The organism is Pseudomonas sp. R19M, assembly GCF_050312585.1.
Lineage (GTDB): Bacteria > Pseudomonadota > Gammaproteobacteria > Pseudomonadales > Pseudomonadaceae > Aquipseudomonas > Aquipseudomonas palleroniana.
This window is the reverse complement of the sequence record NZ_JBNPJV010000016.1, coordinates 81,492-95,931: the sequence shown is the minus strand read 5'-3', so window position 1 is coordinate 95,931 and position 14,440 is coordinate 81,492. Positions and strand designations below refer to the sequence as shown.

Sequence of the window (14,440 nt, the reverse complement as noted above, 5' to 3'; positions counted from 1 at the left end):
CGACTGGCCGTTCAAGTCGCCCGGCGGTCCGCCGACAGCCTGTTGATCAGGAGAATAAAGCCTATGTTGCCACCCATGCTGCCCGTCAGCGTTGTGCCGGTCACGTCGCAGCTCGACCCGGCGCGCCAGAAGCCGGATATCCCGCCGGTGGTGCCCGTACAAGCAGGCTCCAACGAGAGCACGATCGACCTGAAAAAGGGTGATGCGGAGCAATCGGGCTTTCTGCTGCGCGAAGAACAGCGCCGCCAGCAAGAGCAACAAAAACGTCGGCGCGAAGCCGACGAGGATCCTGAACAACACTTGGCGATTCCAGGTGATGTGCTCAATGCCGACAACACGGTGCCGGTCGTCCCGTTGATCGAAGATGCGCCGCGCCAGGGGTTGTGGGTGGACGTCGAGGTCTAATCGCTCAAGGCCCGCAGTGCCGCTATCAGCAACTCGATGTCGTGATTGTTGTTGAGCGGGCTGACCGAGATTCGCGCAATGCTGTTCAAGCCGCGAGCCTGCATGTCCAAGGGCGTATAGGCCACGCCGTTGGCGCCGATATTGATGCGTTTGAGTCCCAGGCATTGCTTGAGCTTGAAGGCGTCCCAGCCGGCGAGGTTGAAGGCGATCAGACCTGAGTGGGTGGTGCCTGAGTCGTGCAGGGAAAGGCCGGGGATCTCACGCAACTCTTCACGAATTCGCTTGCTGAGCTGTAAGACTCTTTCCCAGGTTCGCTCCACGCCGAGTCGGTTGACCTCTTGCAGCGCATTGCCCAACCCTGCCAACAAGGCATAGGACGCCTCACTGGTTTCAAAGCGTCGGGCGTCGTTGCGCAAGTCGAAGCCTTTGGTGGTCCAGGGGGCTGAAAACACGTCGCGTTGAGCCGGGTTCAAACGTTGAAGGAAGTCGGGTCGAATATAGAGCAGCGCCGTGCCGCGTGGCCCGCGCAGGTGTTTGCGGCCCGCCGATTTGAGCACGTCGCAGTGCAGCGCCTGTACGTCCACCGGTAGCTGGCCGACTGCCTGGCCCGCGTCGATGAAGTATGGGATGCCATGGCGCCTGGCCACAGCGCCTATCGCCTCGGCCGGGTTGATAAGACCGCCATTGGCGGGAAGCCAGGTCAGGTCGATCAACTTCACGTTTGCATCGATCATCGACTCCAGGGCGATTGGGCAGACTGCGCCGCTTTCATCACAGGGGATAACCTCCACCCGCGCACCCGCTTGCACGGCCAGGTCCATGCTGGCGAGGTTGCCCCCCCATTCCTGCCGGCCGACCAGAATGCGATCGCCAGGCTGCCAAGCGCCCAAGGCTTGAAACGCCATGCTCCATGCGGTCGAGCCGCTGCTGGCAAACGCTATTGAAGAGGCCGGTGCATTCAGCAATTGCCCGGCCGCTTGGCGAGCTTTTTCCACCAACAGCGTGCCATGCTCGCCGGCTTCCATGGGGCCGTCGCGGGCTTCGCGTTGCAACTGGTCGATGATCGCGTCGAGGGTCGCCTGGCTCGGCAAGGAGGCACCGGCATGATTGAAATGCACGATGCCCGACCGGCAGCCCGGTGTTTCGTCCCGCAGGTGTTGGACTTCGAGCGGGCTCATGGTTGCAACTCGAAAAGCGCATCCACCTCCACGGCGACGCCGGCCGGCAAGCTCGATACGCCCACGGCGGTGCGCACGTGCCGGCCCTTGTCGCCGAGGGCGTTGACCAACAGGTTCGAGGCGCCATTGGCGACCGCGCTCTGCTGCTGGAAGTCGCCGCTGCTGGCGATAAAGACCCCGACGCGCAGGGTGCGTGCCAGGCGCGACAGATCATCGTCGAGGGCACGGCTCAGTTGTGCGAGCAGCCCCAAGGCCGCCAACTGCGCCGCCTGGGTGCCTTCTTCGGCGCTGAGGGATTCGCCGAGGCGGCCGAGGTAGGCGGGGTTGCCCTCGAGCATTGGAATCTGCCCGGAGATCCACAGTTGGTTGCCGCTGATAACGTAGCTGAGGTAGTTGGCCGCTGGTTGGCTGGCCGCCGGTAGCGTCAGGCCAAGGGCATGCACGTGTTGGCGGATCGAGTCGCTCATGGTGAATCCTCCTGGTTCAAGAGGCTTCAGCATGTCGGGCGTGGCAGTGGGCGACAAACGCGTAGATCTCACTCGACGTATCGAAAAAGCTTATGCGTGGCGGCAGGCTTCCTGCAACCATTGGCTGAAGCACTTGACCGCTTCGTGGGTGGAGCCGTGGGGGGTGATCAGCCAGTAGCCTATTTCGCTGCGATAGGGCGGCCAGTCGAAGGCTTCGACCAGGCTACCGTCCTGGAGCCTTCGCTCGATCAAGCGGTGGCGGCCCATGGCGATGCCCTGGCCGGCCACGGCGGCTTCGACCACGATGTTGTAGTCATGCAGCACGACACGCGGGTGATCGGCCAGGTCCAATTGATAGTGCGCGGACCAATCCGTCCATTCGAACGGTCGATGGGAGGTGGCCATCAACAGCGGTGCTTTATGCAGTTGGCTGGCCTTGAACGCGGGGCTGCACACGGGTGAGATCGCCTCATCCATCAGGCGCACGGCCTGCACATCGGACCAGTCGCCCTTGCCATAGCGGATGGCCAGGTCGACCTCGGCGGCGGCGACGTTGGCCAGTTGAATCGACGGCAGCAATTCCACCTGAATGTGCGGGTAGCGGTTGAGAAAGTCGGCCAGCCGTGGGGCCAGCCACAGGGTGGCGAAAGAAGCCAGCAGGCCGATGCGTAGCACGGTGTGGCGCGGGGCGACCCGTTGTACGCGGGTCGCCGCAGCGATGGCATCCAGGGCAGGGCGTATTTCGTTGTAGTAATGCTCGCCATCGGTAGTCAGGTCGATCGCACGGGTACGACGGATAAACAGAGGTTTGCCCAGATGCTGTTCAAGTTTTTGTACCTGATGACTCAGGGCACTCTGGGTCACCGACAACTCGTTGGCCGCCTTGATAAAGCTCAAGTGCCGCGCCACCGCCTCGAACGCGCGCAGGGCCAGCAATGGCGGGAGATCCTTGTGCAGTGCCACTTGAATACGTCTCCTGGGGCAGGGGGAAATGCCGATTTTGGGCGATGACCTGCCATTTGTCGCTCGTTGATTTGCCGTGGCGCGAGGGAGGCCGCATTATTGAGCGATTCCCGCCACGACGTAAGCCAAGCCATGAGTGAAGACCCCAAGCTGATCGACCTGAATGCCGAACGTGCCAAACGTATCCATGACCTGAATGATAAGCGCCTCAATGAAGTGCGTCAGGCATTCGAACAGGCAATGCCGTTGCTTGGGAAAAAGCCGAAAGTTAAGAAAAAACCGAAGAATAATCCGAAAAAGCGTTGAAACTGCCGGCATCCATTGATGCAGGTCAGTTATTGCCCTTCTTTACGCCCAGTTGCGTGGGACATTGATCCCCGTCAATTTTCCATTGCGCCTTCTCCTTTAACTTAGCCCTATCGCAACAGGGCACGAGCAGGAGGCCGGTCATGTTTTTCGATAATGTGGTGTTCGCCGGAGTGCTGACTGTAAGCCTCATGGTGTTGTTCTTTGTAGGGTTTGGGATTTTTATCTGGAAAGACGCTAACAAGCGTAAAGAACCGTAAGTCTTTCTGGATTACATGGGCACGCAAGGCATTTTGGGCGACTTCGGTCGCCCTTTTTTTTGCGTGTTGGTTTGTGTACATATTCACTTGGTAAAGAGATATGTCGCCAATCGAACGCGCATAAAAAAAGGCGCGATCCTCAGCGAGGTCGCACCTTCTTTTTCACCGCTGGGTTATCAGCTGCCCAGCGCCTTGGACGCCAGCCAGAACAACCCGGCCGACAAGGCCACGGTCGCCGGCAGGGTCAACACCCATGCCATCAGAATCGTTTTCACCGTGCCACCTTGCAGCCCACTCTTGTTGGCCACCATGGTCCCGGCTACGCCCGACGACAATACGTGGGTCGTCGAAACCGGCAGGCTGAAGATGTTGGCCAGGCCGATCATGCTCGCCGTGGTGATTTGCGCCGACATGCCCTGGGCATAGGTCATGCCCTGTTTGCCGATCTTCTCGCCGATGGTCAACACCACGCGCTTCCAACCGACCATGGTGCCCAGGCCCAAGGCCAGTGCAACGGCCAGGATCACCCAGAACGGGGCATATTCGGTGGTGGCGGTCAGGTCTTTGCGCAGTTTGTCCAAGTCGGACTTCTCACGCGCATCCAGGCCCGGCAGCTTGCCGACTTTTTTCGCGGTATCGTCCAGGCACAGCAGGTAACGGCGTACTTCGATACGGTGCTCGGCGGTCAGCGAGTGGTAGTCGGAGACGCCTTTGAGGGTTTCCATCAGGGCGTTGATGGTCGGCTCGGTCTGTTGCGGATTGCATTGGAACTTGCCCGGCAGATCATCCTTCACGCCTTTGCCCAGTGCGAGGAACTCGCCGAGCGTGGCGTTGTTGCGCTGGTAGAACTGGCTCAGATGCACGGTCGCGTCGCGAGTGCGTTCGATCTGGTAAGTGGTGCTGCCCAGGTCGAGTACGAACTGGGCCGGCACGATACCGATCAGCACCAGCATGATCAGGCCGATACCTTTCTGACCGTCGTTGGAGCCGTGCACGAAGCTTACGGCCATGGCCGAAATCACCAGGACCAGGCGGTTCCAGAACGGCGGATGCTTCTTGTCATCGAGTTTGCGGCGCTGGTCCGGGGTCTTGTGCATCTTCGACAGCGGGCGCCACCATTTCAGGCCGATCAGCACCAAGGCTGCGACCAGGAAACCGGCCATCGGCGAGAACACCAGCGAGGCACCGATATCCACTGCCTTCTGCCAGTTCACACCGTCAGCCAGGGGGATGTCGTTGATCAGGGCATTGGCCAGACCGACGCCGAGGATCGAGCCGATCAGGGTGTGGGAGCTGGAGGCGGGGATACCGAAGTACCAGGTGCCCAGGTTCCAGGTGATTGCCGCGGCCAATAGCGAGAAGACCATTGCCAAACCATGGCCGGTATTCACATTGATCAGCAATTCCACCGGCAGCAAATGCACGATGGCGTAGGCGACGCCGACACCGCCGAGCAACACGCCGAGGAAATTGAATACCCCGGAGAAGAACACGGCCAGGTGTGGCGGCATGGCTTTGGTATAGATGACTGTGGCCACCGCGTTAGCGGTGTCATGAAAGCCATTGATGAACTCGAAGGCGAGGACAAAGGCCAGGGCGAGCAACAGGCTCACTAGAACCCAAGCATCCAGTCCGCTGAATAAATCGATCATGAAGGTTTTCTGACCCGGTCGTAAGGGGGCGCGATTATGCCAGAAAACCTCAGTAATCGATGCATTAGCTGCTCATCGGTAACAATCTTCTCTGAAAAAAAACGCGGGCAGGGCGCTCATCCCAGGGTTTTCGGGGGCTTGGCAAGTCTTTGATTTATAAAGTTCGGGGCGATCGAGGCGGGTTTTTACCGGCAAACATCCTGTTTGAAACATTTGTATGAAATTTCGTTGGCAGCAGCAGGAAGCTGACCGTTTGGAACAGGGAGGTGCTCTCCGCCGTTGGTGGACCGGCGGAGACAGCAAAAACCGCAATGCTCATGTCGAAGTGCTTATGGCTCTTCGGCTTTGAGCTCCTGTTCGATCTTTTGAATTTCCTGGGCGAATGCCTGGTCCAGCAGGCTGGCTCGTTTGCGCCATGGCTTGCGTTCCGGCTCAGGTTGGGCGGCGTAGGTGGTGACTTCCCCGCCGTAAACGTCCTTGTAACGTTGTTCCTGGCGCTCAAGTTCCGCGCGCAGTTCGTCTTTCGTCACAGTGTTACCTAATTGAGTTGAGTGTATGTGTTGTGCAACGCGGTGCGTGAGAGTCGTCCCGGGGCTATGCCAAGTATGAACAGTGCAACCGTTCAAGTTTGAAGCAAAGGCCAGGGAACGTTATCTCTAAACCGACTATTTGTTTTTATTACCGGCGCGGCCTACAACCCGCTGCGCCTGATGAGCTCCAATCCCGACAGCGTTACCGGGCTGACCTCTGTACACGCTGCATTATAGCGGCGCACACGAATAACACTATCATCATGAAGTTAAAAAAACTCAACGCCGTGTGAGGGGGTTGTTACAAGTTTGCGTCTCAATTTTCGATATACCGCGTCATAAAGTCTGCCCTCATCTCAATATCGGCGCAGTACGCTTCTTTCATGTTCATCGCTCAGTGTTAAGACTTGATGTACCCGGCAAATTGCGATAATCGGATGGTTGTCCGATAATCGCCCAATGTTGCCTTGGCGACCTTGTGCATCGGTCTGTGCGACTGGTAATAGCTAATCGCTGCCAACCCTCCCGGCGATTGAAAATAAGATAAAGGGCCCCGAAATGAACGATCAATTGCGCAATTCCTTCGCATCCGTCGCGCCGCCGATCGTGGCTTCACCGGCCAAGCGTATCCAGGCGTTTACGGGGGATCCGGATTTCATGACATCCCTGGCCCGAGGCTTGGCCGTGGTGCAGGCGTTCCAGGAGCGCAAGCGCCACCTGACGATCGCCCAGATCAGTCACCGTACCGAAATCCCCCGCGCCGCCGTGCGCCGTTGCCTGCATACCTTGATCAAACTCGGCTACGCCACCACGGATGGGCGTACCTATTCGCTGCTGCCCAAAGTCTTGACCCTGGGCCATGCCTATTTGTCCTCCACGCCTCTGGCGGTGTCGGCCCAGCCCTATCTGGACCGTATGAGCGAGCAGCTCCACGAAGCGTGCAACATGGCGACGCTGGAGGGCGACGACATTCTTTATATCGCCCGTTCGGCCACCACCCAGCGCCTGATTTCCGTGGACCTGTCGGTGGGGGGGCGCCTGCCGGCGTATTGCACTTCCATGGGCCGCATTCTGCTGGCGGCGCTGGATGATTCCTCGCTCAAGGACTACCTCGACCACGCCGACCTGCAAACCAAGACCAGCCGCACCCTGACCACGCCGCAGGCCTTGCTCGAATGCCTGCAACAAGTGCGTCAGCAGGGCTGGTGCATCGTCGATCAGGAGCTGGAACAGGGGCTGCGTTCGATTGCCGTGCCGGTGTATGACGCCTCGGGTCAGGTGCTGGCCGCGCTGAATGTGAGCACCCACGCCGGGCGGGTCAGCCGCAACGAGTTGGAGCAGCGCTTCTTGCCGAGCATGCTCAGCGCCAGCCGCGAGCTGAGCACGCAACTGTTTGCCTAAGTGTTCGGTGACCGCACAGATCCCGGCCTGATCAATTGACGGTGTTTCCCCTGGCTTATTAATGTGCGGCAGCGCTATCGCTGCCCCCAATAATAATCACGGCCTCAGGTCGTCGGCCCGCCCATCGGTGTGGAAATAACAATAATGAATCAGCCTTCTGTCGGCACCAACCTGGACGTACAGTCCTTTATCAATGCCCAGCCATTGTCTCGCTATCAGTGGCGCGTGGTGATCCTGTGTTTTCTGATTGTCTTCCTCGACGGCCTCGACACCGCCGCCATGGGCTTTATCGCGCCTGCGCTGTCCCAGGACTGGGGCATCGACCGCGCCAGCCTTGGCCCGGTGATGAGTGCCGCGTTGATCGGCATGGTCTTCGGCGCGCTGGGCTCCGGTCCGTTGGCCGACCGCTTCGGGCGCAAAGTGGTGCTGGTGGGCGCGGTGCTGGTGTTTGGCGCGTTCAGCCTGGCCTCGGCCTACAGCACCAGCGTCGATCAGTTGCTGGTGTTGCGCTTCCTCACCGGGCTGGGCCTGGGGGCGGGCATGCCGAATGCCACCACGCTGCTGTCCGAATACACCCCGGAGCGTCACAAATCGTTGCTGGTCACCAGTATGTTCTGTGGCTTCAACCTGGGCATGGCCGGGGGCGGGTTTATTTCGGCCAAGCTGATTCCGGCCTTCGGCTGGCATAGCCTGCTGCTGATTGGTGGCATCCTGCCGTTGATCCTGGCGCTGGTGCTATGGGTATGGCTGCCGGAATCGGCGCGCTATCTGGTGGTGCGCAATCGCGGTAGCGACAAGGTGCGCAAAACCTTGTCACCGATTGCGCCCGACCTGGTCGCCCAGGCCACCAGCTTCAGTGTGCCCGAGCAGAAAACCGTCAAGGCGCGCAACGTGTTCGCGGTGATTTTCTCCGGCACCTACAGCGCCGGCACGTTGCTGCTGTGGCTGACTTACTTCATGGGGCTGGTGATTGTTTACCTGCTGACCAGTTGGCTGCCGACCCTGATGCGTGACAGCGGCGCCAGCATGGAGCAAGCCGCGTTTATCGGCGCGTTGTTCCAGTTTGGCGGCGTACTGAGCGCGGTCGGTGTGGGCTGGGCGATGGACCGGTTCAATCCGCACAAGGTCATCGGTACGTTCTATCTGTTGGCCGGGGTGTTTGCCTACGCAGTGGGGCAGAGTCTGGGCAATATCACCCTGCTGGCGACCTTGGTGCTGATCGCCGGGATGTGCGTCAACGGCGCGCAATCGGCGATGCCGTCACTGGCCGCACGTTTCTACCCGACCCAGGGCCGCGCCACCGGCGTGTCGTGGATGCTCGGCATCGGCCGCTTCGGCGCCATCCTTGGCGCATGGATGGGCGCCACCTTGCTCGGCCTGGGCTGGAACTTCGAGCAGGTACTGACCGCCCTGGTGATTCCGGCGGCGTTGGCCACCACGGCCGTCGTGATCAAAGGCATGGTCAGCCACGCCGACGCGACATGAGCCCCTCTCACTTTGCCTACGTTTGGCAAACGATTAGCTAGACAACAATCGGTTCGATAATCGAACGCTGAGTCGATTATCGGATTGTTTGGCCGATTTTCCCGGCTTAATCTTCAAGCACTTCGGCGCCACCTCAGCGCCTTTTTCGATCCATATCGGGAGCCCCAACCCCATGGCTGAAATTCTCGCGCTGCGTGACGCGGTGAAGCAATTTGTGAACGACGGCGATACCGTCGCTCTGGAAGGCTTCACCCATCTGATCCCTACGGCAGCGGGTCATGAAATCATTCGTCAGGGCAAGAAAGACCTGACGCTGGTGCGTATGACGCCTGACCTGATCTACGACCAGTTGATCGGTGCCGGTTGCGCCCGCAAGCTGATTTTCTCCTGGGGCGGCAACCCAGGCGTGGGCTCCCTGCACCGGCTGCGCGACGCGGTCGAGAAGCAATGGCCGCAACCGTTGGAAATTGAAGAGCACAGTCACGCCGACCTGGCCAATGCCTACGTCGCCGGCGCATCCGGCCTGCCGTTCGCGGTGCTGCGCGCCTACGCAGGTTCCGACCTGCCCAAGGTCAACCCGCTGATCAAGTCCGTGACTTGCCCGTTCACCGGTGAAGTGCTGGCGGCGGTGCCGTCGGTACGTCCGGACGTCGCCGTGATCCACGCGCAAAAGGCCGACCGCAAGGGCAACGTGCTGCTGTGGGGGATTTTGGGGGTGCAGAAGGAAGCGGCACTGGCCGCCAAGCGTTGCATCGTCACCGTCGAAGAAATCGTCGATGACCTGAATGCGCCGATGAACAGCTGCGTCCTGCCGACCTGGGCCCTGACTGCGGTGTGCCATGTGCCCGGTGGTGCGCACCCGTCCTACGCTCACGGCTACAACGAGCGTGATAACCGCTTCTACCAAGCGTGGGACCCAATCGCCCGTGACCGTGGGACCTTTACCGCATGGATTGATGAATACATCCGCGGTACCGCCGACTTCACTGAATTCCAGGCCAAGCTGGCCACCGCGCAGGAGGCCAAGTAATGGCTTACTCGACCAATGAAATGATGACCGTCGCCGCTGCGCGCCGCCTCAAGAACGGCTCCGTATGCTTTGTTGGCATCGGCCTGCCGTCCAAGGCCGCCAACCTGGCGCGACTAACCTCGTCGCCGGATGTGGTGCTGATCTACGAATCCGGCCCGATTGGCGCCAAGCCATCGGTATTGCCGCTGTCCATCGGTGACGGCGAGCTGGCGGAAACCGCTGACACCGTGGTCCCGACCGGTGAGATCTTCCGTTACTGGCTGCAAGGCGGGCGCATTGACGTCGGCTTTCTCGGCGCCGCCCAGGTTGACCGCTTCGGCAACATCAACACGACCGTGGTCGGTGACTACCACCAGCCTAAAGTGCGCCTGCCAGGTGCCGGCGGTGCGCCGGAGATCGCCGGTTCCGCCAAGAGCGTGTTGATCATCCTCAAGCAGTCGGCGCGTTCGTTTGTCGACAAGTTGGACTTCATTACTTCGGTCGGTCATGGCGAAGGCGGCGACTCGCGTAAACGCCTGGGCCTGCCGGGCGCGGGGCCGGTAGGCATTATTACTGACCTGTGCATCATGGAGCCGGAAGAGGGCACCCATGAGTTCGTGGTCACCGCGCTGCACCCTGGGGTCACCCGTGAGCAAGTCATCGCCGCAACCGGTTGGCCTGTTCGTTTCGCCGAGCAGGTCGACACCACGGCCGAACCGACCGATCTGGAGCTGACCGCTCTGCGTGACCTTGAAGCCCGCACTGCCGCCGCCCATGGCCAAGCCCCCGGAGAAGCCTGATGCGCGATGTGTTTATCTGTGACGCTATTCGTACGCCCATTGGCCGTTTTGGCGGCGGCCTGTCTACCGTACGCGCCGATGACTTGGCGGCGCTGCCGATCAAGGCCTTGATCGAGCGCAACCCATCGGTGGACTGGAACGCTGTGGATGAAGTGTTCCTCGGCTGCGCCAACCAGGCCGGTGAAGACAACCGCAACGTCGCCCGTATGGCGCTGTTGCTCGCGGGCCTGCCTGCAAGCGTTCCTGGTGTGACCCTCAATCGCCTGTGCGCCTCGGGCATGGATGCAATCGGCACCGCTTTCCGCGCCATCGCCAGTGGCGAAATGGAGTTGGCGATCGCCGGTGGCGTTGAGTCGATGTCCCGTGCACCGTTCGTGATGGGGAAGGCTGATGCGGCGTTTTCGCGCAACATGAAACTGGAAGACACCACCATCGGCTGGCGCTTTATCAACCCGTTGATGAAAGCGCAGTACGGTGTGGATGCCATGCCGCAGACCGCCGATAACGTTGCCGACGACTACCAGGTGTCCCGCGCCGACCAGGATGCCTTCGCCCTGCGCAGCCAGCAACGGACTGCTGCCGCACAAGCCGCCGGGTTCTTCGCCGAGGAAATCGTGCCGGTACGCGTTGCCCATAAGAAAGGCGAGACCGTCGTCGAGCAAGATGAACATCCACGGGCTGACACCACCCTGGAAGCCCTGAGCAAACTCAAGCCGGTCAACGGCCCCGACAAGACTGTCACCGCCGGCAATGCCTCGGGTGTGAACGATGGTGCGGCAGCGCTGATCCTCGCCTCCGCCGAAGCCGTGAAGAAACACGGCCTGACCGCCCGTGCACGGGTACTGGGCATGGCCAGCGCCGGTGTCGCACCGCGTGTGATGGGGATCGGACCGGTGCCCGCGGTGCGCAAGCTGGTGGAGCGCCTGGGCCTGGCGGTCACCGATTTTGATGTGATCGAGCTCAATGAAGCCTTCGCCAGCCAGGGTTTGGCGGTGCTGCGCGAGTTGGGTCTGGCCGACGACGCGCCGCAGGTCAACCCGAACGGTGGCGCCATTGCCCTGGGCCACCCGCTGGGCATGAGCGGTGCGCGACTGGTGCTGACCGCACTGCATCAGCTTGAAAAGACCGGTGGGCGCAAAGGCCTGGCGACCATGTGTGTGGGCGTCGGCCAGGGCTTGGCCCTGGCGATTGAACGCATCTAAATAAGAGAGGATTGCTCCATGAGTGACAAGCCCGGATACCGGCGCCCGCAAGCGGGTACTCAACCGGATTACCTGCACCCGGCCTACCAGTCGACGAACCTGCGTTCGCCGTCCAAGCCATTGGTGTTCCTGCCCCATTCGTTGTCGGAAATTACCGGCCCGACCATCGGTGCCGAGCGGGTCAACCCGAAGGACAACGACCTCACCGCACAGCATGAAGGCGACCCCCAGGGCGAACGCATCATCATTCATGGCCGTGTGCTGGACGAAAACGGCTCGCCGGTGCCCGGTATTCTTGTGGAGATCTGGCAGGCCAACGCCGCCGGGCGCTACAACCACAAGAACGACCTGCACGACGCACCGCTGGACCCGAATTTCACCGGAACCGGCCGCACCGTCACCGACGCCGACGGCTGGTATCAGTTCCAGACCATCAAGCCCGGCGCCTACCCGTGGGGCAACCACCACAACGCGTGGCGGCCTGCGCATATCCACTTCTCGCTGTTCGGCCCGAGCGTGCTGACGCGGCTGGTCACGCAGATGTATTTCCCCGGTGATCCGTTGCTCGAATACGACCCGATCTACAACTGCGTACCGGACACCTCGGCCAAGCAGCGCCTGATCGCCCGTTTCGACCTGGAAAAAACCATTCCTTCCTATGCCCTCGGCTACCGCTGGGACATCGTCCTGCGCGGCCGCGACGCCACGCCGATGGAGAAATGAGATGACACTCAACGCGACTACGTCCCACACCGTCGGGCCGTATTACCACATTGGCCTGACCTGGCTGAACCGTGAAGACCTGACCGTGCCGGCCACCCTCGGCGAACGTGTGGCGATCAGTGGGCAGGTGGTGGATGGCAAGGGTAATGTCGTCAACGACGCCATGCTTGAAGTGTGGCAAGCCAATGCTGCCGGTAAATATGACCACCCGGAAGATGAGCAGGACAAGGCCGTCGACCCGAACTTCGAAGGTTTCGGCCGGGTGCCGGTGGATGCCGAAGGGCGTTTCCGCTTTACCACCATCAAGCCGGGTGCGGTGCCGGGGCTGAACGGCACGACCCAGGCGCCGCACCTGGTGGTCCTGGTGTTTGCCCGTGGGTTGGTGAAGCACTTGCTCACGCGGATTTATTTTGATGGCGAGGCGCTGAACGGGGACGACCCGTTGCTGGCCTGTGTGCCGGCTGAGCGTCGTAGCACCTTGATTGCCCGGCAGGATGCCGGTGGTGTCTATCAGTGGAATGTGATTTTGCAGGGCACAGACAAGGAAACGGTGTTCTTCGATTATTGAGTTGGCTTGAGGCCATTCGCGAGCAAGCCCGCTCCCACATTTTGATGTGTGAATACCTTCAAATGTGGGAGGAGGCTTGCTCCGGATGAAGCCGGTTCGGGCATTACTTCTCCAAAAGTCTGCTTGCGGAACATGGTTGTTGCAAAGTATGTCTAGGCTATAACCGTTCCCACTGAGTAAAAAAACATGACAACAACAACGAGTCACTACACCGGAGAAGAACGCAGCAAACGGATTTTTGCGATTGTCGGTGCTTCCTCCGGCAACCTTGTCGAATGGTTCGACTTCTATGTCTATGCCTTCTGCGCCATTTACTTTGCGCCGGCGTTTTTTCCGTCGGACAACCCCACGGTTCAACTGGTCAACACCGCCGGTGTGTTCGCCGCCGGGTTCCTGATGCGGCCCATTGGTGGCTGGCTGTTTGGTCGGGTAGCCGATAAGCACGGCCGTAAAAACTCGATGATGATCTCGGTGTTGATGATGTGCGCCGGCTCCTTGGTCATCGCCTTTCTGCCGACCTATAACGCCATCGGCGTCTGGGCGCCGATCCTGCTGCTGGTGGCGCGCTTGTTCCAGGGGCTGTCGGTGGGCGGCGAGTACGGCACCACCGCGACTTACATGAGTGAAGTGGCGCTCAAGGGCCAACGGGGTTTCTTTGCCTCCTTCCAGTATGTGACGCTGATCGGCGGGCAACTGCTGGCCGTGCTGGTGGTGGTGATCCTGCAACAGATCCTCACTGAAGAAGAACTGCGGGCCTGGGGCTGGCGGATTCCATTCGTGATCGGCGCCGTCGCGGCGGTGATTTCGCTGCTGCTGCGCCGCTCGTTGAAAGAAACCACCAGCAAGGAAATGCGCGAAGACAAAGACGCCGGCAGCATTGCCGCGTTGTTCCGCGACCACAAAGCCGCGTTTATCACGGTGCTGGGCTACACCGCCGGCGGCTCGCTGATTTTCTATACCTTCACCACTTACATGCAGAAGTACCTGGTGAACACCGTCGGCATGCATGCCAAGACGTCGAGCTACATCATGACCGGTGCGCTGTTTTTGTATATGTGCATGCAGCCGGTATTCGGCATGTTGGCGGACAAGATCGGCCGACGTAACTCGATGCTCTGGTTCGCCGGCCTTGGCACCCTGTTTACCGTGCCGATCCTGCTCACCTTGAAAACCGTCAGCAGCCCGTTCCTGGCATTCGTGTTGATCACCTTGGCCTTGGCGATCGTGAGTTTCTACACCTCCATCAGCGGCCTGGTCAAAGCGGAGATGTTCCCGCCCCAGGTGCGTGCCTTGGGCGTGGGCCTGGCCTACGCGGTGGCCAACGCGATCTTTGGCGGCTCTGCGGAGTTCGTCGCGCTGAGCCTCAAATCCATCGGCCTGGAAAACAGCTTCTATTGGTACGTCACGGCGATGATGGCAATCGCTTTCCTGTTCAGCTTGCGCCTGCCGAAACAGGCGGCGTATCTGCACCACGATCTCTAGGGATGAGTT

At 60.4% G+C, this 14,440-nt stretch carries 16 protein-coding genes; 11 read left to right on the top strand and 5 right to left on the bottom strand.

The features are described 5' to 3' along the window. Nucleotides 1–63: 63 nt before the first annotated feature. Nucleotides 64–405: a hypothetical protein gene (locus tag ACQRBT_RS02485; RefSeq protein ID WP_060753792.1), complete on the top strand. Its 342-nt coding sequence runs from the start codon at nucleotides 64–66 to the stop codon at nucleotides 403–405. Here ACQRBT_RS02485 and ACQRBT_RS02480 read toward each other — a convergent pair. The 3 genes from ACQRBT_RS02480 to ACQRBT_RS02470 all read right to left on the bottom strand — a co-directional run bounded on the left by ACQRBT_RS02480 (nucleotide 402) and on the right by ACQRBT_RS02470 (nucleotide 3,013). Then, nucleotides 402–1,583 carry an aminotransferase class V-fold PLP-dependent enzyme gene (locus tag ACQRBT_RS02480; RefSeq protein ID WP_412046651.1) on the bottom strand — a complete coding sequence of 394 codons (1,182 nt, stop codon included), beginning with the start codon at nucleotides 1,581–1,583 and terminating at the stop codon, nucleotides 402–404. The genes ACQRBT_RS02485 and ACQRBT_RS02480 overlap by 4 nt on opposite strands. Next, nucleotides 1,580–2,050, bottom strand: a complete 471-nt coding sequence (locus ACQRBT_RS02475) for a RidA family protein (protein WP_412046650.1) — start codon at nucleotides 2,048–2,050, stop codon at nucleotides 1,580–1,582. Before ACQRBT_RS02475 ends, ACQRBT_RS02480 begins: the two co-directional genes overlap by 4 nt. Nucleotides 2,051–2,140: 90 nt before the next feature. After that, nucleotides 2,141–3,013 (bottom strand): LysR substrate-binding domain-containing protein, encoded by an 873-nt coding sequence (locus tag ACQRBT_RS02470; RefSeq protein ID WP_104995740.1) that lies wholly within the window; start codon nucleotides 3,011–3,013, stop codon nucleotides 2,141–2,143. A gap of 99 nt (nucleotides 3,014–3,112) precedes the next feature. Here ACQRBT_RS02470 and ACQRBT_RS02465 point away from each other — a divergent pair, with 99 nt between their 5' ends. Further along, nucleotides 3,113–3,319: a hypothetical protein gene (locus ACQRBT_RS02465; protein ID WP_143038184.1), complete on the top strand. Its 207-nt coding sequence runs from the start codon at nucleotides 3,113–3,115 to the stop codon at nucleotides 3,317–3,319. A gap of 143 nt (nucleotides 3,320–3,462) precedes the next feature. Then, nucleotides 3,463–3,579 (top strand): cytochrome c oxidase subunit CcoM, encoded by a 117-nt coding sequence (gene ccoM, locus ACQRBT_RS02460; protein WP_017137226.1) that lies wholly within the window; start codon nucleotides 3,463–3,465, stop codon nucleotides 3,577–3,579. A gap of 176 nt (nucleotides 3,580–3,755) precedes the next feature. Here the strand turns inward: ccoM and ACQRBT_RS02455 are convergent, their stop codons facing one another. Beyond that, a complete protein-coding gene (locus ACQRBT_RS02455; RefSeq protein ID WP_060753788.1) occupies nucleotides 3,756–5,231 on the bottom strand; it encodes an inorganic phosphate transporter in 1,476 nt (491 codons plus the stop codon). Between the two features lie 329 nt (nucleotides 5,232–5,560). Continuing rightward, nucleotides 5,561–5,761: a hypothetical protein gene (locus ACQRBT_RS02450; RefSeq protein ID WP_003172389.1), complete on the bottom strand. Its 201-nt coding sequence runs from the start codon at nucleotides 5,759–5,761 to the stop codon at nucleotides 5,561–5,563. A 558-nt stretch (nucleotides 5,762–6,319) separates the two neighbouring features. Between ACQRBT_RS02450 and pcaR the strand changes: the two genes are divergently transcribed. The 8 genes from pcaR (at nucleotide 6,320) to ACQRBT_RS02410 (ending at nucleotide 14,431) form a co-directional block, all read left to right on the top strand. Next, complete coding sequence (pcaR, locus tag ACQRBT_RS02445) at nucleotides 6,320–7,162, top strand: pca regulon transcriptional regulator PcaR (protein WP_060753787.1); 843 nt, start codon at nucleotides 6,320–6,322, stop codon at nucleotides 7,160–7,162. A gap of 144 nt (nucleotides 7,163–7,306) precedes the next feature. After that, nucleotides 7,307–8,647, top strand: coding sequence for an MFS transporter (locus ACQRBT_RS02440; protein ID WP_060753786.1), 1,341 nt, complete (start codon nucleotides 7,307–7,309; stop codon nucleotides 8,645–8,647). A gap of 172 nt (nucleotides 8,648–8,819) precedes the next feature. Beyond that, nucleotides 8,820–9,677, top strand: a complete 858-nt coding sequence (locus ACQRBT_RS02435) for a CoA transferase subunit A (protein ID WP_412046649.1) — start codon at nucleotides 8,820–8,822, stop codon at nucleotides 9,675–9,677. Next, nucleotides 9,677–10,456 carry a CoA-transferase subunit beta gene (locus ACQRBT_RS02430; RefSeq protein WP_090366317.1) on the top strand — a complete coding sequence of 260 codons (780 nt, stop codon included), beginning with the start codon at nucleotides 9,677–9,679 and terminating at the stop codon, nucleotides 10,454–10,456. The genes ACQRBT_RS02435 and ACQRBT_RS02430 overlap by 1 nt, the downstream gene beginning before the upstream one ends. Continuing rightward, entirely contained in the window at nucleotides 10,453–11,658 is a 1,206-nt protein-coding gene (gene pcaF, locus ACQRBT_RS02425) for a 3-oxoadipyl-CoA thiolase (protein ID WP_412046704.1), read from the top strand. Before ACQRBT_RS02430 ends, pcaF begins: the two co-directional genes overlap by 4 nt. 18 nt (nucleotides 11,659–11,676) lie before the next feature. Next, nucleotides 11,677–12,381, top strand: a complete 705-nt coding sequence (gene pcaH, locus ACQRBT_RS02420; RefSeq protein WP_060753782.1) for a protocatechuate 3,4-dioxygenase subunit beta — start codon at nucleotides 11,677–11,679, stop codon at nucleotides 12,379–12,381. A gap of 1 nt (nucleotide 12,382) precedes the next feature. Then, on the top strand, nucleotides 12,383–12,949 hold the full coding sequence (pcaG, locus tag ACQRBT_RS02415; protein WP_060753781.1) for a protocatechuate 3,4-dioxygenase subunit alpha: 567 nt from the start codon (nucleotides 12,383–12,385) through the stop codon (nucleotides 12,947–12,949). Nucleotides 12,950–13,135: 186 nt separating this feature from the next. After that, on the top strand, nucleotides 13,136–14,431 hold the full coding sequence (locus tag ACQRBT_RS02410; protein ID WP_060753780.1) for an MFS family transporter: 1,296 nt from the start codon (nucleotides 13,136–13,138) through the stop codon (nucleotides 14,429–14,431). The last annotated feature ends 9 nt before the right edge of the window (nucleotides 14,432–14,440 follow it).

Bases quoted from the DNA above. Each gene is read 5' to 3' on its own strand.
- ACQRBT_RS02430 (WP_090366317.1), top strand. From the start codon at position 9,677: ATGGCTTACTCGACCAATGAAATGATGACCGTCGCCGCTGCGCGCCGC.
- pcaG (WP_060753781.1), top strand. From the start codon at position 12,383: ATGACACTCAACGCGACTACGTCCCACACCGTCGGGCCGTATTACCAC.
- ACQRBT_RS02440 (WP_060753786.1), top strand. From the start codon at position 7,307: ATGAATCAGCCTTCTGTCGGCACCAACCTGGACGTACAGTCCTTTATC.
- ACQRBT_RS02435 (WP_412046649.1), top strand. From the start codon at position 8,820: ATGGCTGAAATTCTCGCGCTGCGTGACGCGGTGAAGCAATTTGTGAAC.
- pcaR (WP_060753787.1), top strand. From the start codon at position 6,320: ATGAACGATCAATTGCGCAATTCCTTCGCATCCGTCGCGCCGCCGATC.
- ACQRBT_RS02480 (WP_412046651.1), bottom strand. From the start codon at position 1,583: ATGAGCCCGCTCGAAGTCCAACACCTGCGGGACGAAACACCGGGCTGC.
- ACQRBT_RS02475 (WP_412046650.1), bottom strand. From the start codon at position 2,050: ATGAGCGACTCGATCCGCCAACACGTGCATGCCCTTGGCCTGACGCTA.
- ccoM (WP_017137226.1), top strand. From the start codon at position 3,463: ATGTTTTTCGATAATGTGGTGTTCGCCGGAGTGCTGACTGTAAGCCTC.
- ACQRBT_RS02455 (WP_060753788.1), bottom strand. From the start codon at position 5,231: ATGATCGATTTATTCAGCGGACTGGATGCTTGGGTTCTAGTGAGCCTG.
- ACQRBT_RS02410 (WP_060753780.1), top strand. From the start codon at position 13,136: ATGACAACAACAACGAGTCACTACACCGGAGAAGAACGCAGCAAACGG.
- pcaH (WP_060753782.1), top strand. From the start codon at position 11,677: ATGAGTGACAAGCCCGGATACCGGCGCCCGCAAGCGGGTACTCAACCG.
- ACQRBT_RS02485 (WP_060753792.1), top strand. From the start codon at position 64: ATGTTGCCACCCATGCTGCCCGTCAGCGTTGTGCCGGTCACGTCGCAG.